Here is a 22,675-nt window from a genome sequence, read left to right as displayed (position 1 = left end):
ACGTCACCCTGGGAGGAGACCACCGTGGCATTTTCGACGATCACCCGCCGGACCCTGATTGCACTCGGCGCCACCGCACTTGCGGCGCTCACGCTCGCCGCACCGGCCAGCGCCCAGCAGTTTCCCGATCGCACCATCACGCTGGTCGTGCCCTTCGCGGCCGGCGGCTCGACGGATGTGGTGGCCCGTATCATCGCGCAGAAGATGTCGGAAAATATCGGCCAGCAGATCATCGTCGAAAATGTCGGCGGTGCCGGCGGCAGCCTTGGCGCGGACCGCGTCGCCCGCGCGGAGCCGGACGGCTACACGATCCTGATGGGGACGGTCGCCACCCACGCTCTGAACCCGCTGATCCTGAAGACCAAACCCTACGACGCGGAGAAGGATTTTTCGCCCGTCTCACTGCTGGTGATCGTCCCGAACGTGCTGGTGGTCAATCCCGAACTGCCCGCCAAGACCGTCGAGGAACTGCTGGCCCTGCTGAAGGCCGATCCGGAGGGCTACAGCTACGCTTCCTCCGGCAACGGCACGCCGCTGCATCTCTCCGGCGAACTCTTCAAGTCGATGGCAGGCGTCAGCATGCAGCATGTGCCCTATAAGGGTTCCGGCCCGGCGCTGAACGACGTGATCGGCAACCAGATCCCCATCATGTTCGACAATCTGCCCTCCTCCTCCGGCCATATCAAGGCCGGCACGTTGCGCGCCCTTGCCGTCACCACCAAGGAGCGCGCCGCATCCTTCCCCGATGTGCCGACGATCGCGGAATCGGGCATTCCCGGCTACGAGACCTATACGTGGAACGCGCTGTTTGCGCCGGCCGGCACGCCGAAGGAGGCCGTCGACAAGCTCAACGAAGCCGCCAACACCGCCTTGAAGGACCCTGCCGTCATCGAGCGCATGAAGGAGTTCAGCGCCACCATCGTCGGCTCCACGCCGGAAGAACTCGGCAAACATGTGACGGCCGAACTCGCCAAGTGGAAACCCGTCGTCGAAGGCGCAAACATCCAGATGGATTGATGAAAAGTCCGATCGGCGCCTCAGGCGCCGATCGCCCTGCCCGCGATGCGGCCGGAAAACAGGCATCCGCCAAGGAACGTGCCCTCCAGCGCATTGTAGCCGTGCACCCCGCCACCGCCAAAGCCGGCTGCCTCGCCCGCCGCATAGAGGCCAGGCACCGGCTTGCCCGACAATTCCAGCACCCGGCCGGAAAGGTCGGTCTGCAACCCGCCAAGCGTCTTGCGCGTCAGGATGTTGAGGCGCACCGCGATCAGCGGCCCGGCCTTGGGATCGAGCAGACGGTGTGGGCAGGCCGTGCGCATCAGCCTGTCGCCAAGATAGTTGCGCGCACCGCGGATGGCCGTCACCTGCGCATCCTTTGAGAAGGAATTGACGATCTCCCGGTCCCGCGCCTCCACCTCGGCCCGCACCTGCGCCGTGTCGAGCAGCGGCTCGCCGGTCAGCCCGTTCATGCCGGCGACGAGGTCATCGAGATCGTCGCGCACGACGAAATCCTCGCCCTTGTCCATGAAGGCCTGCACCGGGCCGGGCGGGTTCCTGCCAAGCCGCTTCAAAAGCAGCGGAATGTCCTTGCCCGTCAGATCCGGGTTCTGCTCGGAACCGGAAAGCGCGAATTCCTTCTTGATGATCGCCCGCGTGAGGATGAACCAGCTGTGATCATACCCCGTCGCGCAGATGGCCTTCAACGTCGCCAGCGTATCGAAGCCCGGCATGGCCGGCGCCGGGAAACGGCGACCGCGCGCATCGAGCCACAAGGAAGACGGGCCGGGCAGGATGCGGATGCCGTGGCCGGGCCAGATCGGGTCCCAGTTCCGCAAACCCTCCGTATAGTGCCACATGCGGTCGCCGTTGATGACCGAGCCGCCAGCCCGTTGCGCGATGCCCAGCATGCGCCCGTCGACATGGGCAGGCACGCCGCTCACCATGAAAGCGGGCGGTTCTCCGAGCCGGTCACGCGGCCAGTTCTGCCGCACCAGATCCTGATTTCCGCCAATGCCGCCCGACGAGACCAGCACAGCGCCGGCGCGAAGCTGGAAAACGCCGACAACCTCCCTTGAGGTGGACCGCCCGCGAGCCGCATGATCCGGCTCCAGCACCACACCCTGCGCGCCGACGACCGCACCACTCTCGACGATCAGGCCATCCACGCGGTGGCGGAAGCGGAATGCAAGCGTTCCGGCGGCGCGAAGCGCTTCGGCACGCCGAAGGAAAGGCGCGAGAACACCGGGGCCGGTGCCCCAGGTCACATGGAAGCGCGGCACGGAATTGCCGTGGCCAGTGGCAAGCCCGCCACCACGTTCCGCCCAGCCGACGACGGGAAACCAGCGCATGCCCATGGCATGCAGCCAGGCACGCTTCTCGCCGCTGGCAAAGTCGAGATAGGCTTCCGCCCAGCGGCGTGGCCAATGATCCTCCGGCCGGTCGAAGCCCGCGGACCCCAGCCAATCCTGCCGCGCCAGCGCGAGCGTGTCGCGGATGCGCAGGCGCCGCTGCTCGGGACTATCGATGAAGAACAGGCCGCCGAGCGACCAGAAGGCCTGCCCGCCGAGGTTCTGCTCTCCCTCCTGCTCGAGTACAATGACCTTGAGGCCCCGTCCTGCCGCCTCCGTCGCCGCAACGAGACCGGCAAGGCCCGCCCCGATCACCAAAAGATCGCAGTCCATCACAACGCCTCCCGCCGTAGATCGCAAAAACTTACGCTGACGTTCACGTCATATCAATAGGCGGGAAATACCTGTCGCGCGGGGTGGGAGTGTGGTCATTCCCATCCCGGTGCCTTGGTGGCTACCTCTCGGTGAGCTTCAGCTCGATACGGCGGTTGGTCGCCTTTGCCGCGTCGTCGTTGCCTTCGGCAATCGGCTGGAACTCGCCGAAGCCCGCAGCAACGAGGCGATTGGCCGGAACACCGTTGGCGATGAGGAACTTCACGACCGACGTCGCGCGGGCGGACGAGAGTTCCCAGTTGTCACGGTAGCGGCCGGTGCCTGAGAGCGGAACGTTGTCCGTGTGGCCGTCGACGCGCAGCACCCAATTGATCTCGGCGGGGATTTCCTTGGCGAGATCGAGCAGCGCGGTTGCAAGCTTCTTCATCTCCGCCTGTCCCGCCTCGTTGAGGTCATTGCCCCCGGAGGGGAACAGAACTTCCGACTGGAAGACGAAGCGGTCGCCGACGATGCGGATGTTCTCACGGTCGGAGAGGATTTCCCGCAGCCGGCCAAAGAAATCGGAGCGATAGCGATTCAGTTCCTGCACGCGCTGCGCCAGCGCGACGTTGAGGCGGCGGCCGAGATCGGCGATCTTCGTCTGCGAAGACTTGTCCTTGGCCTCGGAAGCCTGAAGCGCTTCTTCCACGGCGGCGATCTGGCTGCGCAAAGCCGCGATCTGCTGGTTGAGCAGTTCGATCTGGCTTGCGGCCCGTGCGCTCACCTGCTTTTCCGAATCCAGCTCGCCTTCCAGCGTCGTCACGCGGGCATTGGCCGCGTCGGAGGCGCCGGAACCGCTATCGAGCAATTGCTGAAGGCGCGTGCGGTCGCTTTCGGACAAAGCGAGCGAAGCCTGGAGATTGGCGAGCGTGTCCTCGAGGTCCTGCTTGCCGCTCTTTTCCAGCGCCAGAAGCTGCGTCAACTCGTTGATCTGGCTGGTCAGCCGGTTGAGCACATCGTCCTTGCCGGAGATTTCACGGCTGAGGAAGAACTGCGCCAGCACGAAGACCGTGAGCAGGAACATGATGGCGAGCAGCAACGTCGAGAGTGCATCGACGAAGCCCGGCCAGTAATCGACCGAGCGCTGGCTGCGCCGATTGCGGGCGAGCGCCATCTCTATTCGCCCCCGGCCTTGTGAGCCTTCTCGGTGGTGCGTTCGGGCAGTTTCTCGACCGACCGTTCGCCCGAGCGCGCGGCAAGCCGGTCGAGCGTGCGGCGGAGCGCCTTGGCTTCCTCCTGCTGCGCCTCGATCCAGTCGCGCAGCATCTGCTGCTCGCTGCGCATGTTTTTCACGAGACCCTGAATACCCTCGGCAAGGCTCGCCATCGCCGCCGTCGAGCGCTGACCGCCGCCCTCATGCTGCGCAAGTTTCAGAATCTGCTCGGCGAGCGCCTGAACGTCGGTGGAGGACGTGGCGGCCAGGTCGGCCGCCGGCTGGAACTCGGTGCCGACATCGGTCACCGAGGACAGCCAGTTTTCCAGCTCGGTATAGAACCGGTTCTGCGCGCGGCCCGCCTGCAGGTCGAGGAAGCCGAGGATGAGCGAGGAGGCCAGACCGAAGAGCGAGGTGGAGAAGGCCGTGCCCATGCCTTCGAGCGGCGCGGAAAGGCCCTGTTTGAGGGCCGTCAGAATGTCGTTCGCCGTGCCGCCACCGGCATCCAGCGACTGGATGACCGCGCTGATCGAGCCGATCGTGCCGAGCAGACCCCAGAAGGTGCCGAGCAGGCCGAGAAAGACCAGAAGGCCGATCAGGTAGCGGGAGGTGTCTCGCGATTCGTCGAGACGCGTGGCGATGGAATCGAGGATCGAGCGAAGCGTCGCGGTCGAGAGCGCGACGGAATGGCGCCGGCCGATCAGCGCCCGCATCGGCGCGAGCAAGACGGGATCGCGCCCGACCTTTTCGGCGCTGCCGGCCGCGCGGAACGAATTGAACCAGCGCACTTCGGGCCGCAGCGCCAGAACATGGTTGAACACCAGGAGAACGCCGATCAGAAGCACGCCGACAATGAGGCCGTTGAGCCCGGGATTGGACAGGAACGCCGTCTGCGCCTGGCGGAATAGGATGGCCGCGACGAAGCCGACGATGATGAGGAAGATCACCATCGTCCAGAAGAACGCCATGGGGCTCGAAAGTTTGTGCGGGTAGTCGTCTCCGGTCTCGGACGACCCTCCCCAGCCCGACAGCGCCAGCTTAGCCATGTAGTCGCATCTCCGCTTTCTCGTCGGGGCGGAGACTAGAGGAAGATTGTGTGGAATTGAAGGGCTTAGCGGCAACAGCGGCGCTTTGATACGCCGCCGTCCTCAACGCATCAGCGCGTCGGCACCGGGCGGTGCAGCACGTCGCGCAGCGCCTTGTGGATATATTCGTTGCCGGCGACCACGGTGCCGGTGTTGAACATGTCATTGCCGCCGTCGAGGTCCGTCGCGTAGCCACCGGCTTCACGAATCAGGAGCATGCCGGCCGCCATGTCCCATTCCGCCAGTTCGCGCTCCCAGAAGCCGTCGAAACGGCCGGCGGCGACATAGGCGAGATCGAGCGCGGTGGAGCCGAGACGGCGCATGCCGGCGACTTCGCCCATCACATGGCGCAGTTCGACAAGGAACTTGCCGTGGTTGCCGTTGCCAAGATGCGGCACGCTGCAGCCGATGACGCAATCCGACAGGGCCTTGCGGGCCGCCACGCGCAGGCGACGGTCGTTGAGGAAGGCGCCGCCGCCGCGCTCGGCGGTGAAGAGCTCGTCCGTCGCCGGGTTGAGAGCGACGGCGGCCACGATTTCGCCGTTGCGCTCCAGCGCGATCGTGCTGGCGAAGGCAGGAATGCCGTGCAGGAAGTTGGTCGTGCCGTCGAGCGACTTGACGATCCAGCGATGCGCTCCATCCGTGCCGATGACCTCTTCGGCCGCGTCGTCGAGGAAACCGTAGGTCGGGCGCGCCTTCATCAGCTCTTCGCGAATGATCTTCTCGGCCTTGCGGTTGGCCTGCGCCACGTAGTCGGCGGGGCCTTTGAGCGAAACCTGCAGGTTCTGCACTTCGCCGAAATCGCGCGAAAGCGACTTGCCGGCCTTGAAGGCGGCCTGAACCATAACGTTAAGAAGAGCTGAACGAGCCATAAAATGAATGTCCTTCGGGAATGTCCGGCGCATCGGGACGGCAAAAGCCGCGGCGCGCAAATGCACGGGGACCGGATGTGCGGGCTTCAAGACCACAAATCCGGCGAAGTTTCAAGCCTTCAGCCCCTGCATCGGCTGCAATGCAGGGGCCACGATCGTGCAACAGGGTAAATATGCGGCGTCCTACGACCCCGAGCGATACTTGTTCGCCGCCGTGATCGCAGCTTTTTGCTGCTGGTCCGTCAGGCCGAGGTAGAAATCCTCGAGGGACGGATCGTTCAGCCCTGCGCGCCGCGCCAGCACGAACCATTTGCCCGCCTCGATCGGATCGGGTCGCGTGCCGATGGCGTGGATATAGAGCTGCGCGAGCTTGCTCTGGGCGACGACATTGCCGCCATCGGCGGCGCGCTTCAGCCATTTGAAGCCGGTGTCGTAGTCGCGATCACCGGCCGTACCGTTCACCAGCCACATGCCGAGATCGAGCTGGGCCGTGTCGAAACCCGCACGCGCCGCGCGCAGCAACCACTCGCGCGCGCGCTTCGTCTTGTCCTCGGGCAGGTCCGTCAGATTGATATAAATCTGCGCGACGGCATATTGCGCATCCGCGATGCCCTGCTCGGCCGATTTTTCATAATAGGGCAGCGCGTTGCGAAGGCCTTTGTCGCCAGGCGTATCGGCCACCAGCACCTGCGCATAGTTGAACTGCGCCGACGCATTGCCGAGATCGGCCGACTTCTTCATCAACACGTCGGCCTTCTTGCGGTCATCGGCCGAAGCCGAACGCTCCATCAGCAGGATCGCGTATTTGAACATGCCGGTCGGATCGCCGCCATTGGCCGCCTGCTCATACCAGAACATCGCCTGCTTGCGATCGCGCTTCACGCCGAGACCGCGGTCCAGAATTTCCGCAACGAGGGTCTGCGCGGCGGGATCGCCGAGCTGCGCGCGCGGAAGAGCGAGTTCCATCGCGGTCAGGTAATGGCCACGCTGGAAAGCGCCATAGGCCTCGTCGATCTTGCCGGAAAACGGCTTTTCCGCCGGCAGCGCCGGCAGATCGGCGCCCATGCGGTCGAGCACCGAAAGACCGGTGGAGGGGCCATCGTCCGGCTTCTTGTCATCCTTCTTGACCTCAGGTTGCTCGTCGAGAGCGGCAGGCTTCACCTCGCTTGCCGCATCCTTGTCACCGGCCTTGGCATCGTCGACGGTGACCGACGGCCCTTTCTTGGCGGTCTCGGCAAGCGACGGCGCGGCGACGAGCACGCCCGTGGCGAGAAGCGCCACCGGCGCGATACGGCAAGCTTGTGAAAGAAGGGCCCTGATCATGAGCGCCTACTATTGCTCAAACCGTGGCGCTTTTTCGTCCAGAAGAGCATTGACCGCGGCAACGACATGCGGCGCCTGCTCGGGGTCGGCAAAAACAGCCTTGTCGAGCGCGACGAACTCCGCACCGCTCTCGGCGACGGCAAGGGCGGACTGCGGGTCGGTCCCGCCGAGCACGATGCAGGGAATTTCCACCATCGAGGCCCACCATTCGGCAAGCGCGAGGTTCTTCGGATGCGCCTCGGGCTTGATGTCGCCGCCGATCTTGCCGAAGAAGATATAGTCCGGCTGGATGTCACCGATTTCCAGCGCCTTGTGGCGGTCCGTGGCATTGCCGCCGCCGACGATGAGCTTCGGGGTGAATTTTTCAACGGCTTCGCTGAACACCTCCAGCCCGCCGGTAATATGGATGCCGTCGGCCTTCGCCCGGCCGGCAACCCGCGTGTCGCCGGCGATAAGCGCGGCGGCGCCGGCATCCTGAACGATCTGGACGAGCGCCTCCGCATGCTTCTGGAACAGGCCGTCATCGAGACCGTATTGCGGCAGGATCACCGAGGCGACATCGCCACCCTTCAGCGCAGCTTCGAGCATTGCAGCGCGCGCGGAAAGGTCCTCGCCTTCGGGAAGGATCAACACGAGACGGCAGCGTTTATCGGCTTCGGACATGGATGGGCACTTTCCTTGAATTGCGGCGCTCTAGGCTCGTCATAACAGATCAAAGCGGATAGACGGAAGAACGAACAGGATCAATCGCCTTCCATGTCCATCGACCCGTCGATTTATTATGCCGCCATCCCTGCAGTTCTCCTGGTCGGCCTGACGAAGGGCGGCATGGGCGAGGCACTCGCCCTGATGGGCGTGCCGCTGCTGGCGATGGCCGTGCCACCTGTGCAGGCCGCCGCAATCCTCCTGCCGATCCTGGTGGTGATGGACTGCGTGTCGCTCTGGATCTGGCGCGAACACAACAACCGCCCGCTCCTGAAGATGCTGTTGCCGGGCGCGCTTCTCGGCATCGCCATCGGCTGGGCGACGTCGGCCTATGTGCCGCGCGATGCGCTGCGCCTGATCATCGGCCTCATCACCGTGCTCTTCGTGCTGCGCTACTTCTACAATTCCTGGCGCGTCCGGCACGGCTATGTCATCGCGCCGAAGCCGCACCGGCTCGTTCCCGCCGCCTTTTTCGGCACGCTTTCCGGCTATGGCAGCTTCGTGGCGCATGCCGGCGGCGCGCCCTTCCAGGTCTACGGCCTGCCGCTGAAGCTGCCACCGCGCGACTATACGGGTGCTGCCGTCCGCTTCTTCGCCATCCTCAACGTCATCAAGCTCGGGCCCTATTTTGCACTCGGGCAGCTCGACACGACGAACCTCGCCATTTCGGCCACGCTCGTGCCGCTCGCTATCGTCGCCACGGCCTTCGGCGGTTTCATGGTCAAGCGCATGAGGCCGGACGTGTTCTATCCCTTCATGTATTCCATGGCGCTGATCGCCGGCCTGAAGCTCGTCTATGACGGCGTGGTCGCCTTTCTCTGACGGTTTACTTCGCACCGCACAAAATACTTGCCGCTAATGCTGCTTTGCCATAGCGTTCGGCCATGGCGCACCCGGATCCCTTTGCTGCGATTGCCGACCCCAACCGCAGGTTCCTGCTGGAAGAGCTGCGCCGCGCGCCGCGCACGGTCAACGAACTCTCCGAAGGCCTGCCGATCAGCCGCCCAGCAGTCTCCCAGCACCTGAAAGCACTGCTCGATTCCAACCTCGTCAGCGTGAAGGCCCAGGGCACGAAACGTGTCTATGCCATCAACGCCAAGGGTTTCGACCGGCTCAATCTCTGGCTCGACCAGTTCTGGTCGTAAGCCTCATCGTCCCATTTTGAAATAGAACGCCCCGGCAGACCTTCCGGTTTGCCAGGGCGTCACGACATCTATGATTTCATTTTCGGAAGCGGTTTCGCGAAATGGGCTCCTACCCCGGTCCTCCCATACGGACCATCTGTTCCGCGACTTGCCTCCCTATAATCCTTTTGGAAAAATCCCTGTCGTTTCAGTGGGCTGAGGAGCGAATACGCTCGATCTCGTCCTTGATGCGCAGCTTGCGACGCTTGATGTCTGCAATCGTCTCATCCTCCGAAGAGGGCCTTTTGATCGCAGCATGGAGCTCTTCTTCAAGAGCAAAATGCTTCTTTTCGAGCGTAGCCAGATGGGCCTCAATCGTCATGTGACAGTTCCTTCCTTTTGCTTGCACCCGGTCACTTGCGTGCCGGATGATCCAGGTTGCAACAGAACCAGTGTGCCATGTCATTTTTCATTTGTCGAAGGCGAAAACGTGGCAAGGGATAACTTCCCGTTACCAGGGGTTTCGTGGTAGGAGCACCCTCTACAGACTGGGACAGACGGGCAAACCGCTGTTTCCGACGACGGGGAACTAAAGCATGGCAGACCAGGAACAGGCTGAAATGCGGCTTGCCGCCGCGCGGCTTCGCCAGGAACATGAAGACTACGACGCTGCAATCAACGCCATGATCCAGGTCGGCTGCGAAGCCCTCAAAATCCAGCGCATGAAAAAGAAGAAACTGATCCTCAAGGACAAGCTTTCCAAGCTGGAAGATCAGATCATTCCCGATATCATCGCCTGAACCGGACGAGACGCTTTGGACACCACAGAAACGCCCCCCGTCGCCATCATCATGGGAAGCCAGTCCGACTGGGAGACGATGAAGAACGCGGCCGATACACTGGATGCGCTCGGCGTCGACTACGAGGCCCGCATCATTTCGGCGCACCGCACGCCCGACAGGCTCTATAGCTTCGCGCGCGGCGCCAAGGCGGAAGGCTTCAAGATCATCATCGCCGGCGCAGGCGGTGCGGCCCATCTGCCCGGCATGGCCGCGGCCATGACGCCGCTGCCGGTCTTCGGCGTGCCGGTCCAGTCAAAGGCCCTGTCCGGCCAAGACAGCCTGCTCTCCATCGTGCAGATGCCGGCCGGCATTCCCGTCGGTACGCTCGCCATCGGCAGGGCCGGCGCGGTCAATGCAGCCCTTCTTGCGGTCGCGGTCCTCGCCCTCAACGATCCGGAACTTGCCCATCGCCTCGATGAATGGCGCGAGAACCAGTCCAACGCCATTGCCGAATATCCCGTGGACGGCCCGCTATGAGCGCGCGCACCATCGGCATCATCGGCGGCGGCCAGCTCGGCCGCATGCTCGCCATGGCGGCTGCGCGCCTCAACCTGCGCACCGTCATCCTCGAGCCGCAGGCCGATTGTCCGGCAGCCCAGGTCGCCAACGCGCAGATCATAGCCGCCTATGACGATGCGCACGCACTCACCGAGCTTGCCCGCGTCTGCGACGTCGTGACCTATGAATTCGAAAACGTGCCCGTCGCTGCGGCGGCCGCACTGGCAGAAGCCGTCCCGGTCTATCCGCCGCCGCGTGCGCTGGAAGTCTCGCAGGACCGCCTTGTCGAAAAGAGCTTTATCCGCGACTGCGGTATTCTCACCGCTGATTTCGCCGCCGTCGACAGTCAGGCCGACCTTGAGGACGCGCTCGACCGCTTCGGCGCCGTCGGCGTCCTGAAGACGCGCCGGCTCGGCTATGACGGCAAGGGCCAGCGCCTCTTCCGCTCGCCGGCCGAAAGCCGCGAGGGCGCCTTCGAAGCGCTCGGCGGCGTACCGCTCATCCTCGAAAGCCTCGTACCCTTCGAACGCGAGGTCTCGATCATCGCCGCGCGCGATCGCGACGGCACCATCGCCTGCTACGATCCGGCCGAAAACATCCATCTCAACGGCATCCTGCACACCTCGACCCTGCCGGCGAGCATCGGAGAAGCGACAGCGGACCAGGCCCGCAAGGCGGCACGCGCCATCCTGGACAGCCTCGCCTATGTCGGCGTCATCGGCGTCGAGTTCTTCGTTCTGGCGGATGGCGGGCTCGTCGCCAACGAGATCGCACCCCGCGTACACAATTCCGGCCACTGGACGGAGGCGGCCTGCGTGGTCTCGCAGTTCGAACAACATATCCGCGCCGTCGCCGGCCACATGCTCGGCGATCCGCGCCGCCATTCGGACTGCGTGATGCAGAATCTGATCGGCGACGACATCGACGACGTGCCGGCCTGGCTCGCCAAGCCGGGTGTGCTTGTCCACCTCTACGGCAAGACGGAAGCCCGTCCGGGCCGAAAAATGGGGCATATTACCCAGCTTTTCGACTGAGATGGTCTGGAAAACCGGCCTTGGAGGCGGAAAACCCGTCGTCTATGGTTGACAGCGGAAATGTCACGGGTTACATGCCTGCCAACGTGAAAGCGCGCCCGAAACGGCGCGTTTTTGATTGAAGAAATCCGGCGAACTCGTGTCGCCCTGCAATACGCGGATCAGAAAAATGAAGATCAAGAATTCGCTCAAGTCGCTCAAGGCTCGCCACCGCGAAAACCGCCTTGTTCGCCGCAAGGGCCGCATCTACATCATCAACAAGCAGAACCCGCGCTTCAAGGCTCGTCAGGGCTGATACGGCGTCGCGGTTGCCTGTCCTTGTCGAGGACAGTGTTGATCGAGAAATAACAAATTGAAGTTCGGCGCATGGCGGTTTACCATAACCGCCATGCGCTTTTTCATGCTTTCGGCACTTTGCTGTTCCCTTTCCCTCGCTGTGTCCGCGCCATCGGTTGCCCTCGCGCAGTCGGCGGACAAGGCTTCGCTCGATTCGTCTTCAGGCACGTTCACCACGCAAGCCCAGCGGCTGGACAAGCTTTTCGGCGAACTGAAGCGCGAGGCCGACCCCGACGCCGCCACCGGCGTCGCCAACCAGATCCGCCGCGAATGGCAGGACTCGGGCAGCGCCAGCATCAATCTCCTGATCCAGTGGGCCGATACGGCCATGGTCGAGGACAAGAATGCCGCCGCGCTCGATTTCCTCGACGAGGCGATTCGCCTCAGGCCCGACTATGTCGAAGGCTGGAACCGCCGGGCGACGCTGCATTTCAAGATGGGCAACTATCGCAAGTCGATGTCCGACATCAACCAGGTGCTGAAGATCGAACCCCGCCACTTCGGCGCGCTCGCCGGCATGGCCGCCATTCTTTCGCAGAGCGGCCGTGACGAGCTTGCGATGAAAGCCTGGGAGCGTTTCCTCGAGGTCTACCCGACCGAACGGCAGGCGCAGAAGGAAATGGGCGATCTGGCAGAGAAGCTGACCGGTCAGCGCACCTGAGACCGTTCAGGTGAACCGGCATGGCGCCACCTGCGTAGATCGTTTATTCGACGTCGAAGACCGGACCCCTCCTTGCCCTCCCCGCTCCGCCTCATGCTGACAATCCTCCTCGCCGCTCCCTTCGCCCTCGCGCTCGCCGGCTACGCTTTCACGGCCTGGAAGGCACGCGCCATCGAGCAACAATTTCCCAATGCAGGCGAACTGATCGATGTCGGCGGCTTGCGCATGAACAGCGTGCTGGTCCCTGACGGCGAAAAAGCCGACCTGCCGCCCATCGTGTTCATCCACGGCGCCAGCGGCAACCTGCGCGACCAGATGCATGCCTTCCGCGCCAGGCTCGAAGGCCGCGCAACCCTGCTCTTTCTCGACCGACCGGGCCACGGCTATTCCGAGCGCGGCGGGCCCGAGAATGCCTGGCCGGACGGTCAGGCCCATGCCATCGCGCGCCTCATGGAAAAAAGGGGCATCGACAAGGCGATCATCGTCGCTCATTCCTTTGGCGGCGCCATAGCGGCAAGCTTCGCGCTGGAGCATCCGGACAAGACCGCCGGTCTGCTCTTCCTTGCGCCTGCGACCCATCCCTGGCCGGGCGGAGTCGACTGGTACTACGATCTTGCCAAGGCACCCTATATCGGCTGGCTGTTCACGCGCGTCCTAGCGCTGCCGGTGGGCTTGTCACGCATCGAGAGCGGCACGCATTTCGTCTTTGCGCCCAACCCTCGTCCGGACGACTATATCGCGGCGACCGCACCCGCACTGGTGCTGCGTCCCGCCGCCTTCCGCAACAACGCCACCGACGTCGCCAACCTCCTGGAATATGTCCGCCGCGTGCAGCCGCGATATCATGAAATCCACACGCCGACGGTGATCATCACCGGCGACACCGATGGCGTCGTCTATGAGGAAATCCATTCGCGAGGGCTGGCGCGCGATATTGCGGGATCGGAGCTCGTCTGGATCCGCAATCTCGGTCACAAGCCGGATTACGTGGTGACGGACCTTGCCGTCGAGGCGCTGGAGACGATCGCGGGGCGTGACCGCGACCTCCAGGAATCAGCAAGGCGGGCCGAAGCCCGCCTTGCAAAGGATCACGAAAGATAAGCGGGACTCAGATGCCGCTGACGCCGTCGGCGCCGATATAGGCGATGCGCAGCATGTTCGTGCCGCCGGGCGTGCGCAGCGGCACACCGGCCGAGATGATGATACGGTCACCCGGCTTGCCGAACTCTTCCGTCACGACGATGCGGCAGGCGCGGTTCACCATGTCGTCAAGGTCTTCCGCATCGCCGGTGACGACGCAGTGCAGGCCCCAGACCACGGAGAGGCGACGCGCTGTCTCGATGACCGGCGAGAGCGCCAGGATCGGCACTTCCGGCCGCTCGCGGGCAGCACGCAGGCCCGTCGTACCCGACGAGGTGTAACAGACGATGGCGGCGAGCTTCAGCGTCTCGGCAATCTGGTGGGCCGCAAGCGAGATCGCGTCGGCGCCGGTAGCCTCCGGGGGCGTACGCTGCGCGTAGATGATGCCCGGATAGTGCGGGTCGAGCTCGACCTTGCTGGCGATGGAGGCCATGGTGGAGACGGCTTCGACCGGATAGTCGCCCGAAGCGGATTCAGCCGACAGCATGATGGCGTCGGCGCCTTCGAAGACGGCGGTCGCCACGTCGGAGACTTCGGCGCGTGTCGGCACCGGGGCCGAGATCATCGATTCCAGCATCTGCGTCGCCACGACGACCGGCTTGCCGGCGCGGCGGCTAGCGCGGATAAGCTGCTTCTGCAGGCCCGGAACGGCTTCCAGCGGCATTTCCACGCCGAGGTCGCCGCGGGCGACCATCAGGGCATCCGAGAGTTCGATGATCTCGTCGATGCGCTCGATGGCCTGCGGCTTTTCGATCTTCGACATCAGGCCGACGCGGCCGCGCGAGATCTTGCGCACTTCGGCGAGGTCTTCCGGACGCTGGATGAAGGAGAGCGCGACCCAGTCGACGCTGCCGGTTGCCAGAACCGCATCGAGGTCGACACGGTCCTTTTCAGTCAGCGCGCCGACGCCAAGCAGCGTGTCGGGCAGGCTGACGCCCTTGCGGTCGGAAATCTTGGTGCCGGAAACGACGGTGCAGACGATCGACTTGCCGTCGGCGCTCTCGGCGCGCAGGTGCAGCTTGCCGTCGTCGATCAGCAGGCGATGGCCGGGCTTGACGGCTTCGAGGATTTCCGGATGGGGCAGGAAGACGCGGGTGTTGTCGCCAGGCACGTCCTTGTTGTCGAGCGTGAAGGTCTGGCCGGGTTTCAGCTCTTCCGAGCCGTTGGCGAACTTGCCGACGCGCAGCTTCGGACCCTGAAGGTCGGCGAGGATGCCGATGGGGCGTCCACAACGGGCTTCCACGGCGCGGATGCGGCTGATCAGCATGCGCATCACGTCGTGGCTCGCATGGCTCATATTGATGCGGAACAGGTCTGCCCCGGCCTCATGCAGCTTCTGGATCATCTGCTCGTCGGACGATGCGGGTCCGAGCGTGGCGAGGATTTTGACTTTTCTGTTCCGTCTCATCAGTTCTGGCTTTCCTGGGTCCCTGGCGTGTCGGAAAGCTGCACCATCCAGCTTCCCTGTCGGCCCGTGTCATATTCCTTGAAGCCCATGCGCTGGAAACCGCGTGCGAAGCAGTCCTGCACGCCGGTGATCTTGAACTCGTTCTCGGCGACGCACATGTTGACGTCACCGGTCCAGCGGCCGCCGCGGGCGGCATCTTCGGCATAGAGATAGTAGTAGCGCGACTGCAGCTCGCCTTCGATCAGCGTGGCGCAGGTCGTGGCGGGCACCTGCCACCAGCCCTCGGTCATCCAGCCTTCCTTGGCGCGGTAGCCGATGGCGACGCCGACGAGGTTCTGCGTGCCGTTGCAGACACGGAACTCGGCTTTCGCCTCGCCGGGCACGGAAAGGGCAAGGAAGCCCGCACAGGTGAAAAGGACGGCCGGCAGAAGGCGCGTGGCTTTCGGGAAGAAGGGGCTATGGCTCTTGGCTCGCACGGCTTCCAATGGAACTCCGTTGATTTGAATATGCGCTTTCTTGCGACGACGGGGCATGAATGTCAACGCAACACTAATCGATTACAATTTCACGAAAGTAGATGGAATCTTTCCCGCAACCGCAGGCCCCGTGCCTTGCAGGCCGGATCGCCCCATGCGATCAGTCGAGATGAGTGACACAACTTCGGCAGAGGGCATGCAGAACCATCCTTCCTTCGAGATCATCGACGGCGACCTCTCCCTCGGGCTCGTCATCCTGGCGGACCACGCCACCAATCTCCTGCCCGAACGCTATGGCCGCCTCGGCCTGCCGGAAAGCGCCTTCGAGCGCCACATCGCCTACGATATCGGTGTCGAGGGCGTGGTGCGCGGCCTCAATGCCCGGCTGAACGCGCCGGTCGTGATGAGCCGTTTTTCCCGCCTTCTGATCGACCCCAACCGCGGCGAGGACGACCCGACACTCGTCATGCGTATTTCCGACGGTGCGATCATTCCAGGCAATCACCCAATCACATCAGAAGAATGGCAATACCGGCTCGATACCTATCATCGTCCCTATCACGATGCCGTGTCCCGCACGATCGGCGCGGTGGCGGAACGAACGGGCAAGGCGCCGCTCGTCATGTCCATGCATTCCTTCACGCCCGCCTGGAAAGGCGTTTCGCGCCCCTGGCAGGTAACGGTGCTGTGGGACAGTGACCATCGCGCCGTCGGCCCGCTGCTTTGCGAACTGGAAGGCCTCGGCGATGTCAGGGTCGGCGACAACGAGCCGTATGACGGGGCGCTGCGCGGCGACACCATGTTCCGCCATTGCATGATATCAGGCATTGCTCACGCCCTCATCGAGATCCGCCAGGACGAAATCGGCGACGAAATCGGGATTGTCAGCTGGGTCGACCGCCTTGCGCCGATCTTTTCGCGGTTGAATGCGGACGAAGCCCTGCACACATACGAGATACACACCTCCCGCACCGGACCCTATTGAGACCGACAATGACCGAGCTTTCCAAAGAGCAGCAGACCGAATTCGAGGCCGCCGCCTTCCGCCGCCTCGTCAGGCACCTGCGCGAGCGCACGGATGTGCAGAATATCGACATGATGAATCTGGCGGGCTTCTGCCGAAACTGCCTGTCCAACTGGTATCGCGACGCGGCCAACGAGGCGGGCGTTTCCCTCGACAAGGACACCTCACGCGAGATCATCTACGGCATGCCCTACGAGGAATGGCGCGAACGCCATCAGCGCGAGGCGAGTGACGCCCAGAAGATCGCCTTCGAGGTCAACCGCCCGAAAGAATGACGCCACGGCGGCGTGAAAAACCGGAAGCACCGCGCGATAGGCCTTGATCTTGCCGAAACTTCACGGCAAGTCACGGCCTTCGAATTCTAGCCCATCCAAGGAGAAGACCATGTCGGATGCCCACGGCGTCGCACGCGACCAGCTTCGCGCATTCATCGAGCGCATCGAGCGTCTCGAGGAAGAAAAGAAAACCATCGCCGACGATATCAAGGACGTCTACGGCGAAGCCAAGGGCACCGGCTTCGACACCAAGATCCTGCGCAAGGTCATCCAGATCCGCAAGCAGGACAAGGACGAGCGCATGGAACAGGAAGCGATCCTCGACACCTACCTGCAGGCTCTCGGCATGATCGAACTGCCACAGGACACCGAGTAAGACGTCAGCACAGCCCATAGAAAAAGCCCGCCGGAGCGATCCGGCGGGCTTTTTTGATATCTGTCATTCAGTTCAGTCGAACTTGCGGACTTCCATGAAGTTGACCGCAGTGCCGCTGAAGCGGCCGGCATCGATCGACTTGCCCTGCGACTGGAAGCCGGCCATGTAGACGGTCGTCGGCGCAGCGCGCAGCTTCCGGCTCACGAAGCGCGGTGCTTTGACCGGCTTGGAGAGCGTCGCCATATTGCCCTGCTCGAGCGCCCACCTGGAAATAATCTTCTGCGTCAGCTTCGGCTCGGTGCGAATCGCGCCACGGCTTGCGGCATCGGCATCCTTCTTCTTCGGGCGTCCGCCCTTCGACGGCGTCTCCTCGACCGGCACGCCGTCGAACGCATCGACACCTGCCAGCGAACGCGTGCCACCGGTATTATTGGAAACCAGCGCGGCCATCTCGACCGGATTGCCCTGATCGTCACCCGTCGTCGGATCGGCGAGAGCCGCAAGCCCCGAGCGGTCGGCAGACGAGGGAAGCGCGACCCTGGCCTCGGCCGCGGCCATGAGGGCGGTCTGCGACTGGTCGAGTTCGACCTGCGGGCGAAGGCCCGGGACCGGCACCATGGCCAACTCCTCGCCGCCTTCAGCCGTTGCAACGTCAGTCTCCGCCGCAGCGGTGGCAACGGCCGCGGTCATCGTCTCGCCGGGCTGCGCATCGCCAGCCTGGGTGCGGGCGCCGAGCATGACAGGCAGCGGGACCTTGTAAGCCGACAGGTCTTCGAATTCGGGCTTCTGCTCTTCGGTCGTCGTTGCCGCTTCGAGGGCGGCGACGGCGCCGCTCGTCGTCGGAGCGACAAGAGCAAGCTCGCTGGCCGTCTCGGCCGCCTTGAAGGCGGGACGGCTGCCCGGAACCGGCGCGTTGAAGGCAAGCTCGGTTTCGGCTTCCGCCGCAACCGGCTTTTCTTCGGCAACGGCCTTCGCCGGCTTGCCACCCGATTCACCGCCCTCATCGAAGGCGTCGGCGATCGTGACCTTGCTGCTCGCGATCATTTCGGGTTCTTCATCCTCGTCGCCGCCGCCACCGAAGAGCGCAGCCAGGAAGCCGCCCTTCCGCTTGGAAGCGGTCGGCGTGGAACCGCCACCGGCAACCTGGATGGCGTCAGAACCGACGCGGCGCTTGTAGTCTGCCACGGCTTGCTGGTAGCCCGGCAACGGCTTGCCGTCCGTCGGAACATGCATGGTCTTGCCGTCGGGAAACAGGCGAACGAGTTCCTGGCGGCTCATGCGCGGCCAGGCGCGCACGCTGCCGACGTCGAGATGCACGAAAGGAGACCCGGAGGTCGGATAGAAGCCGACACCGCCGACCTGGAACTTCATTGCGGCGGCGCGCAGGTTCGCAAGCTTTACGCCGGGAATATAGAAATCCATCGCCTTGCCGAGCATGTGCTGGCTTTTCTTGGCGACGCCCTTGGAGCGCGAACGCAACATGCCGTTCGTCGCCGGCGAGCGATAGGCGGAGACGACGTTGATGTAACCCGTGCCGCCGACCTTCTGGTAGACTTCCCATACCAGATCGAAAAGACGCGGATCCATGCGCGTCGGCTCGTTGCGGCGCCAGTCGCGCAGGAACGTGTTGAGCTGCTTCAGGCCGCGCTGGTCGAAACGACCGTTGCGCTTGAAGGTGATCTCGGCCTTTTCCTTGGTGTGGATGAAATAGAGCTTGAGCGTACGGTTGCCGCTCTCGGCCTGAACCGTCGCGGGAATGGCCGTCGGGAGAATGAGGGCAGCAGAGAGCACAGCCGTGGTCAAAGCCTTGGGCAGCTTTTGCAACACTGTTTTGCAGAGGCTGCCAAGGGCGATCCCCGGGCGCTTCATCGATGCGAACAAATTTGCCAACTCTTTCCCCGTCCGAAGGACAACGAACGTCCGTTTTTCCAGATGCCTATCAATTGCGGTGAGAGCATGGCAAATCCGCCACACTCTTCACCGCGCACCCGTTATAGTGAACAATCCACTAACAGGGAATAAACGGCAATCAGGAAATCTCAAGCGGCCGGGATTCCAACGGTTTTTACGCAGCTTCCTTCAACGGATTGTCCGGATCGATGCCGTAATCCTTCAGTTTCCGGTAGAGAGTCGAGCGGCCGATGCCCAATTTTCGGGCAACCTGGCTCATCTGGCCATGATAGAATTTCAAGGCAAAGCGGATGAGTTCCTCCTCCACATCGGCGAGTTTGCGCACGTGACCGCCCTTGTCGACGCTCGGAATGGCGTTGTCCGACGCGCCATGGACATCAGCCGAAGCTGATTCGTTCGGCCGGAAATCCGGATAGACACTCGGCAGGCGCGCATCGCTCGACAGGTCCGAGCTTCGCGCGGTTGCCGCCTCCCAGGTGACCGCGCCGTCTTCGGCAAGGCCATAACCCGGCACCTGTGCGGCGATCTGCGGGAAATCGGCGGCATTGAGCTCCGCCCCCTCGGAAAGCACGACCGCGCGGAAGATGGCGTTTTCGAGCTGGCGAATATTGCCCGGCCAGTCATAGGCCGTCAGAAGCGCCATGGCGCCTGCGGAAACGCTGAGCGGGCGGGCGAGTTTCTGTTCGCCGGCAAAACGCTGCACAAAGGCGCGCACCAGGACCGGAATGTCCTCCTTGCGTTTGCGCAGCGCCGGAATGGTGATCGGGAACACGTTGAGACGGTAGTAGAGGTCTTCGCGGAAGCGGCCCTCGCGCACCTCGTTGATGAGGTCGCGGTTGGTCGCCGAGATCAGGCGCACATCGACCTTCTGCGGGAAGCGCGCGCCGATCGTCTCGATCTCGCCCTGCTGCACGGCGCGCAGGAGCTTTACCTGCACTTCGAGCGGCAGATCTCCGATCTCGTCGAGGAACAGCGTGCCGCCGTCCGCCTCCATGAATTTGCCGGTATGGCGCTCCGTCGCCCCCGTGAAGGCGCCCTTCTCGTGACCGAACAGGATGCTTTCGACGAGATTGTGCGGGATAGCGCCGCAGTTGACGGTGACGAAGGGCTTGTGCGCCCGGTCGCTGCCGGCCTGGATGGCGCGGGCGACCATTTCCTTGCCGACGCCCGATTCGCCTTCCAGCACGACGGGAATGTTCGACTGGGCGGCGCGGCGGCCGAGCTCGATGACGCGCAGCATTTCGGGGCTGGCCGAGACGATATCGTCGAACTGCACGGTTTCGCTACGCCCGCGGCGTCCGCTGCGGCTGCGGCCCTCGCGCTGGTCGACCTTCAGCGCATTGCCGATGGCAACGCCGAGGCGTTCGGGCGAAACCGGCTTCACCACGAAATCGAAGGCACCGGCGCGCATGGCCATGACGACGGTCTCGATGCCGCCCTGCCCCGTCTGCACGATCACGGGGATCGTGTTCTCGCGCTCGGCGAGCGCGTCGAGGAAGGCCGAACCGTTCATTTCCGGCATCATCAGGTCGAGCAGGATCACATTGATCAGACCGCCCTTGCGATCGAGCATGTCGAGGCCGGCGCGGCCGTTTTCCGCCATATGGGCGACATGGCCGGAGCGCTCGATCATGTTCTTCAACAGCCTGCGCTGGACAGGATCATCGTCGATGACAAGAATATGGGCCGTCACTGGAACCTCCTTGCCGAAGGCATGCGTCATGCACGCCCAAGGGAACTGAACACCAGCGGACCTTGGCAGAAAGGGTTGAACATGCCGTTTTGAGAAAGGCTTGCATTTTAACCAACGCCGACGCAAGCAAGGGGCCGATCTGCCCATCCAGGAAGAGAGATAGAAATGACCCGTAATTTCCCCGCACCCCGGATCACCTTCGCCCCGGCGGAAGCCGCCGCGAGCACCGAACTGGGCGACCTTCCCGGCTGGAACCTTGGCGATCTCTATCCCTCGCAGGCTTCCCCGGAATTCCAGGGCGACATGAAGAAGGCCGAGGCTGATTCACTTGCCTTCGAGGCGAGATGGAAGGGCAAGCTCGACGCCGCCACGGAAAAGGCCGGCGACGAGGGCATCGGCGCGGCCGTCAAGGAATTCGAGGCGCTGGAAGACGTGATGGGCCGCCTCATCTCCTTTGCCGGCCTCACCTATTTCACCAACACGACCGAGCCTGCCAACGGCAAGTTCTACGGCGACGTGCAGGCCAAGCTGACCGATCTCGGCGCGCATCTCCTGTTTTTCTCGCTTGAACTCAACAGGATAGCCGACGAACGCATCGAAGCGGCGCTTGTGAACGACGCCCTGGCGGCGCATTACCGCCCGTGGATCGAGGACCTGCGCAAGGACAAGCCCTACCAGCTCGACGACAAGACCGAACAGCTCTTCCTCGAAAAATCGATGACCGGGGCTGCCGCCTGGAACCGCCTGTTCGACGAAACCATGGCGTCGCTGCGCTATACGATCGACGGCGAGGAACTGCCGCTCGAAATCGCCCTCAACCAGTTGCAGTCGCCGGACCGGGACGCCCGTCGCAAAGCTGCGGAAGCGCTGGCGAAGACCTTTCAGGAGAACATCCGCACCTTCTCGCTGATCACCAACACGCTCGCCAAGGACAAGGAAATCTCCGACCGCTGGCGCGGGTTCGAGGATATCGCCGACAGCCGGCATCTCGCCAACCGCGTCGAGCCGGAAGTGGTCGCCGCACTCGCCGCAGCCGTGCGCGAAGCCTATCCGCGCCTCTCGCACCGCTATTATGCGATGAAGGCGAAGTGGCTCGGAATGGAGCAGATGGAGTTCTGGGACCGCAATGCGCCCCTTCCCGAGACACCCGATGCGATCATCCCGTGGAATGAGGCGCGCGATACCGTGCTCTCGGCCTACGGCGCCTTCGCGCCCGAAATGGCCGGCATCGCCAAGGAATTCTTCGACAAGGGCTGGATCGACGCGCCGGTGCGCCCCGGCAAGGCGCCGGGCGCCTTCGCGCATCCGACCGTTCCCTCGGCGCATCCCTATGTGCTCGTCAACTACATGGGCAAGCCGCGCGACGTGATGACGCTCGCCCACGAGCTTGGCCATGGCGTGCATCAGGTGCTCGCCGGCGGCCAGGGCGCGCTGATGGCCTCCACACCGCTGACGCTGGCCGAAACCGCTTCCGTCTTCGGCGAGATGCTGACCTTCCGCAGCCTGCTCGACAAGACGAAGGACAAGCGCGAGCGCAAGGCCATGCTCGCCCAGAAGGTCGAGGACATGATCAACACGGTCGTGCGCCAGATCGCCTTCTACGAATTCGAGCGCAAGCTGCACACCGCCCGCAAGGAAGGCGAGCTGACCGCCGAGCAGATCGGCGAGCTCTGGCTGTCCGTGCAAGGCGAAAGCCTGGGGCCTGCGATTCGCATTTCCGAGGGCTACGAGACCTATTGGGCCTATATCCCTCACTTCATCCACTCGCCCTTCTATGTCTACGCCTATGCCTTCGGCGATTGCCTGGTCAACTCGCTCTATGCCGTCTACAGCCAAGCCGAAGCCGGCTTCCAGGCGAAGTATTTCGACCTGCTCCGGGCCGGCGGCACGAAGCATCACTCGGAACTCCTGGAGCCCTTCGGCCTCGATGCCAGCGATCCGTCGTTCTGGAGCAAGGGACTGTCGATGATCGAGGGGCTGATCGACGAGCTGGAAGCGCTTGATAAGGCCTCCTCTTAA

23 protein-coding genes and 1 pseudogene are annotated in these 22,675 nt (G+C 63.6%); 13 read left to right on the top strand and 11 right to left on the bottom strand.

Annotated features, from left to right (window positions below; genetic code table 11):
• Positions 1–24 precede the first annotated feature (24 nt).
• Positions 25–1,017: a tripartite tricarboxylate transporter substrate binding protein gene (locus tag MUO32_RS19565; RefSeq protein ID WP_257950065.1), complete on the top strand. Its 993-nt coding sequence runs from the start codon at positions 25–27 to the stop codon at positions 1,015–1,017.
• Positions 1,018–1,037: 20 nt separating this feature from the next.
• On the opposite strand, the gene MUO32_RS19560 is transcribed toward MUO32_RS19565, so the two are convergent.
• From MUO32_RS19560 to MUO32_RS19535, 6 genes are all read right to left on the bottom strand, one after another.
• Complete coding sequence (locus tag MUO32_RS19560; RefSeq protein WP_257950064.1) at positions 1,038–2,681, bottom strand: FAD-binding dehydrogenase; 1,644 nt, start codon at positions 2,679–2,681, stop codon at positions 1,038–1,040.
• 121 nt (positions 2,682–2,802) lie between these two features.
• Positions 2,803–3,834, bottom strand: a complete 1,032-nt coding sequence (locus MUO32_RS19555) for a peptidoglycan -binding protein (protein ID WP_257950063.1) — start codon at positions 3,832–3,834, stop codon at positions 2,803–2,805.
• Positions 3,835–3,836: 2 nt separating this feature from the next.
• On the bottom strand, positions 3,837–4,919 hold the full coding sequence (locus tag MUO32_RS19550; RefSeq protein ID WP_257950062.1) for a MotA/TolQ/ExbB proton channel family protein: 1,083 nt from the start codon (positions 4,917–4,919) through the stop codon (positions 3,837–3,839).
• Between the two features lie 110 nt (positions 4,920–5,029).
• Positions 5,030–5,830, bottom strand: a complete 801-nt coding sequence (locus tag MUO32_RS19545; protein ID WP_257950061.1) for an inositol monophosphatase family protein — start codon at positions 5,828–5,830, stop codon at positions 5,030–5,032.
• Between the two features lie 183 nt (positions 5,831–6,013).
• Entirely contained in the window at positions 6,014–7,153 is a 1,140-nt protein-coding gene (locus MUO32_RS19540; protein WP_257950060.1) for a tetratricopeptide repeat protein, read from the bottom strand.
• A gap of 9 nt (positions 7,154–7,162) precedes the next feature.
• Positions 7,163–7,816 (bottom strand): thiamine phosphate synthase, encoded by a 654-nt coding sequence (locus MUO32_RS19535; protein ID WP_257950059.1) that lies wholly within the window; start codon positions 7,814–7,816, stop codon positions 7,163–7,165.
• A 93-nt stretch (positions 7,817–7,909) separates the two neighbouring features.
• Between MUO32_RS19535 and MUO32_RS19530 the strand changes: the two genes are divergently transcribed.
• Positions 7,910–8,680 (top strand): sulfite exporter TauE/SafE family protein, encoded by a 771-nt coding sequence (locus MUO32_RS19530; RefSeq protein WP_257950058.1) that lies wholly within the window; start codon positions 7,910–7,912, stop codon positions 8,678–8,680.
• Between the two features lie 62 nt (positions 8,681–8,742).
• Complete coding sequence (locus MUO32_RS19525) at positions 8,743–9,003, top strand: helix-turn-helix transcriptional regulator (protein ID WP_257950057.1); 261 nt, start codon at positions 8,743–8,745, stop codon at positions 9,001–9,003.
• A 187-nt stretch (positions 9,004–9,190) separates the two neighbouring features.
• Here MUO32_RS19525 and MUO32_RS19520 read toward each other — a convergent pair whose 3' ends face one another.
• The gene (locus MUO32_RS19520) at positions 9,191–9,364 is read right to left on the bottom strand and encodes a YdcH family protein (protein WP_244762416.1); all 174 of its coding nucleotides are present in this window, start codon (positions 9,362–9,364) and stop codon (positions 9,191–9,193) included.
• A gap of 214 nt (positions 9,365–9,578) precedes the next feature.
• Between MUO32_RS19520 and MUO32_RS19515 the strand changes: the two genes are divergently transcribed.
• The 6 genes from MUO32_RS19515 (at position 9,579) to MUO32_RS19490 (ending at position 13,454) form a co-directional block, all read left to right on the top strand.
• The gene (locus MUO32_RS19515) at positions 9,579–9,782 is read left to right on the top strand and encodes a YdcH family protein (RefSeq protein ID WP_257950056.1); all 204 of its coding nucleotides are present in this window, start codon (positions 9,579–9,581) and stop codon (positions 9,780–9,782) included.
• 51 nt (positions 9,783–9,833) lie between these two features.
• Entirely contained in the window at positions 9,834–10,301 is a 468-nt protein-coding gene (gene purE / locus MUO32_RS19510; RefSeq protein ID WP_244762686.1) for a 5-(carboxyamino)imidazole ribonucleotide mutase, read from the top strand.
• On the top strand, positions 10,298–11,356 hold the full coding sequence (locus MUO32_RS19505) for a 5-(carboxyamino)imidazole ribonucleotide synthase (RefSeq protein WP_257950055.1): 1,059 nt from the start codon (positions 10,298–10,300) through the stop codon (positions 11,354–11,356). The genes purE and MUO32_RS19505 overlap by 4 nt, the downstream gene beginning before the upstream one ends.
• Before the next feature lie 169 nt (positions 11,357–11,525).
• Positions 11,526–11,651: a type B 50S ribosomal protein L36 gene (gene ykgO / locus MUO32_RS19500; protein WP_024271182.1), complete on the top strand. Its 126-nt coding sequence runs from the start codon at positions 11,526–11,528 to the stop codon at positions 11,649–11,651.
• An 84-nt stretch (positions 11,652–11,735) separates the two neighbouring features.
• Complete coding sequence (locus tag MUO32_RS19495; RefSeq protein ID WP_374708697.1) at positions 11,736–12,353, top strand: hypothetical protein; 618 nt, start codon at positions 11,736–11,738, stop codon at positions 12,351–12,353.
• 93 nt (positions 12,354–12,446) lie between these two features.
• Positions 12,447–13,454, top strand: coding sequence for an alpha/beta fold hydrolase (locus MUO32_RS19490; protein WP_257950295.1), 1,008 nt, complete (start codon positions 12,447–12,449; stop codon positions 13,452–13,454).
• A 7-nt stretch (positions 13,455–13,461) separates the two neighbouring features.
• Here the strand turns inward: MUO32_RS19490 and pyk are convergent, their stop codons facing one another.
• A complete protein-coding gene (gene pyk, locus MUO32_RS19485) occupies positions 13,462–14,901 on the bottom strand; it encodes a pyruvate kinase (protein ID WP_257950053.1) in 1,440 nt (479 codons plus the stop codon).
• Positions 14,901–15,272, bottom strand: a pseudogene (locus MUO32_RS19480) (DUF1036 domain-containing protein); the annotation flags it as partial. The pseudogene MUO32_RS19480 and the gene pyk, both read right to left, overlap by 1 nt.
• Before the next feature lie 274 nt (positions 15,273–15,546).
• Here MUO32_RS19480 and MUO32_RS19475 point away from each other — a divergent pair.
• From MUO32_RS19475 to MUO32_RS19465, 3 genes are all read left to right on the top strand, one after another.
• On the top strand, positions 15,547–16,362 hold the full coding sequence (locus tag MUO32_RS19475) for an N-formylglutamate amidohydrolase (protein WP_257950051.1): 816 nt from the start codon (positions 15,547–15,549) through the stop codon (positions 16,360–16,362).
• Between the two features lie 8 nt (positions 16,363–16,370).
• Complete coding sequence (locus MUO32_RS19470) at positions 16,371–16,676, top strand: DUF1244 domain-containing protein (protein WP_257950050.1); 306 nt, start codon at positions 16,371–16,373, stop codon at positions 16,674–16,676.
• Between the two features lie 109 nt (positions 16,677–16,785).
• Positions 16,786–17,052, top strand: a complete 267-nt coding sequence (locus tag MUO32_RS19465) for a DUF2312 domain-containing protein (protein ID WP_257950049.1) — start codon at positions 16,786–16,788, stop codon at positions 17,050–17,052.
• Positions 17,053–17,124: 72 nt separating this feature from the next.
• Here the strand turns inward: MUO32_RS19465 and MUO32_RS19460 are convergent, their stop codons facing one another.
• Both MUO32_RS19460 and MUO32_RS19455 read right to left on the bottom strand, forming a co-directional pair.
• On the bottom strand, positions 17,125–18,942 hold the full coding sequence (locus tag MUO32_RS19460; protein ID WP_374708692.1) for a DUF882 domain-containing protein: 1,818 nt from the start codon (positions 18,940–18,942) through the stop codon (positions 17,125–17,127).
• 175 nt (positions 18,943–19,117) lie between these two features.
• Entirely contained in the window at positions 19,118–20,656 is a 1,539-nt protein-coding gene (locus MUO32_RS19455) for a sigma-54 dependent transcriptional regulator (RefSeq protein WP_257950048.1), read from the bottom strand.
• 165 nt (positions 20,657–20,821) lie between these two features.
• On the opposite strand from MUO32_RS19455, the gene MUO32_RS19450 reads away from it, so the two are divergent.
• Complete coding sequence (locus MUO32_RS19450; protein ID WP_257950047.1) at positions 20,822–22,675, top strand: M3 family oligoendopeptidase; 1,854 nt, start codon at positions 20,822–20,824, stop codon at positions 22,673–22,675.

The sequence above is a fragment of the Shinella sp. CPCC 101442 genome, from assembly GCF_024704725.1.
Lineage (GTDB): Bacteria > Pseudomonadota > Alphaproteobacteria > Rhizobiales > Rhizobiaceae > Shinella.
The sequence above is the reverse complement of the archived record's forward strand: the minus strand, read 5'-3'. Positions and strand labels throughout refer to the sequence as shown.

What these genes read in the sequence shown, in the direction of transcription:
- MUO32_RS19560 (WP_257950064.1), bottom strand. Translation starts at nt 2,681, where the DNA reads ATGGACTGCGATCTTTTGGTGATCGGGGCGGGCCTTGCCGGTCTCGTT.
- MUO32_RS19555 (WP_257950063.1), bottom strand. Translation starts at nt 3,834, where the DNA reads ATGGCGCTCGCCCGCAATCGGCGCAGCCAGCGCTCGGTCGATTACTGG.
- MUO32_RS19550 (WP_257950062.1), bottom strand. Translation starts at nt 4,919, where the DNA reads ATGGCTAAGCTGGCGCTGTCGGGCTGGGGAGGGTCGTCCGAGACCGGA.
- MUO32_RS19545 (WP_257950061.1), bottom strand. Translation starts at nt 5,830, where the DNA reads ATGGCTCGTTCAGCTCTTCTTAACGTTATGGTTCAGGCCGCCTTCAAG.
- MUO32_RS19540 (WP_257950060.1), bottom strand. Translation starts at nt 7,153, where the DNA reads ATGATCAGGGCCCTTCTTTCACAAGCTTGCCGTATCGCGCCGGTGGCG.
- MUO32_RS19535 (WP_257950059.1), bottom strand. Translation starts at nt 7,816, where the DNA reads ATGTCCGAAGCCGATAAACGCTGCCGTCTCGTGTTGATCCTTCCCGAA.
- MUO32_RS19530 (WP_257950058.1), top strand. Translation starts at nt 7,910, where the DNA reads ATGTCCATCGACCCGTCGATTTATTATGCCGCCATCCCTGCAGTTCTC.
- MUO32_RS19525 (WP_257950057.1), top strand. Translation starts at nt 8,743, where the DNA reads ATGGCGCACCCGGATCCCTTTGCTGCGATTGCCGACCCCAACCGCAGG.
- MUO32_RS19520 (WP_244762416.1), bottom strand. Translation starts at nt 9,364, where the DNA reads ATGACGATTGAGGCCCATCTGGCTACGCTCGAAAAGAAGCATTTTGCT.
- MUO32_RS19515 (WP_257950056.1), top strand. Translation starts at nt 9,579, where the DNA reads ATGGCAGACCAGGAACAGGCTGAAATGCGGCTTGCCGCCGCGCGGCTT.
- purE (WP_244762686.1), top strand. Translation starts at nt 9,834, where the DNA reads ATGGGAAGCCAGTCCGACTGGGAGACGATGAAGAACGCGGCCGATACA.
- MUO32_RS19505 (WP_257950055.1), top strand. Translation starts at nt 10,298, where the DNA reads ATGAGCGCGCGCACCATCGGCATCATCGGCGGCGGCCAGCTCGGCCGC.
- ykgO (WP_024271182.1), top strand. Translation starts at nt 11,526, where the DNA reads ATGAAGATCAAGAATTCGCTCAAGTCGCTCAAGGCTCGCCACCGCGAA.
- MUO32_RS19490 (WP_257950295.1), top strand. Translation starts at nt 12,447, where the DNA reads ATGCTGACAATCCTCCTCGCCGCTCCCTTCGCCCTCGCGCTCGCCGGC.
- pyk (WP_257950053.1), bottom strand. Translation starts at nt 14,901, where the DNA reads ATGAGACGGAACAGAAAAGTCAAAATCCTCGCCACGCTCGGACCCGCA.
- MUO32_RS19475 (WP_257950051.1), top strand. Translation starts at nt 15,547, where the DNA reads ATGAGTGACACAACTTCGGCAGAGGGCATGCAGAACCATCCTTCCTTC.
- MUO32_RS19470 (WP_257950050.1), top strand. Translation starts at nt 16,371, where the DNA reads ATGACCGAGCTTTCCAAAGAGCAGCAGACCGAATTCGAGGCCGCCGCC.
- MUO32_RS19465 (WP_257950049.1), top strand. Translation starts at nt 16,786, where the DNA reads ATGTCGGATGCCCACGGCGTCGCACGCGACCAGCTTCGCGCATTCATC.
- MUO32_RS19450 (WP_257950047.1), top strand. Translation starts at nt 20,822, where the DNA reads ATGACCCGTAATTTCCCCGCACCCCGGATCACCTTCGCCCCGGCGGAA.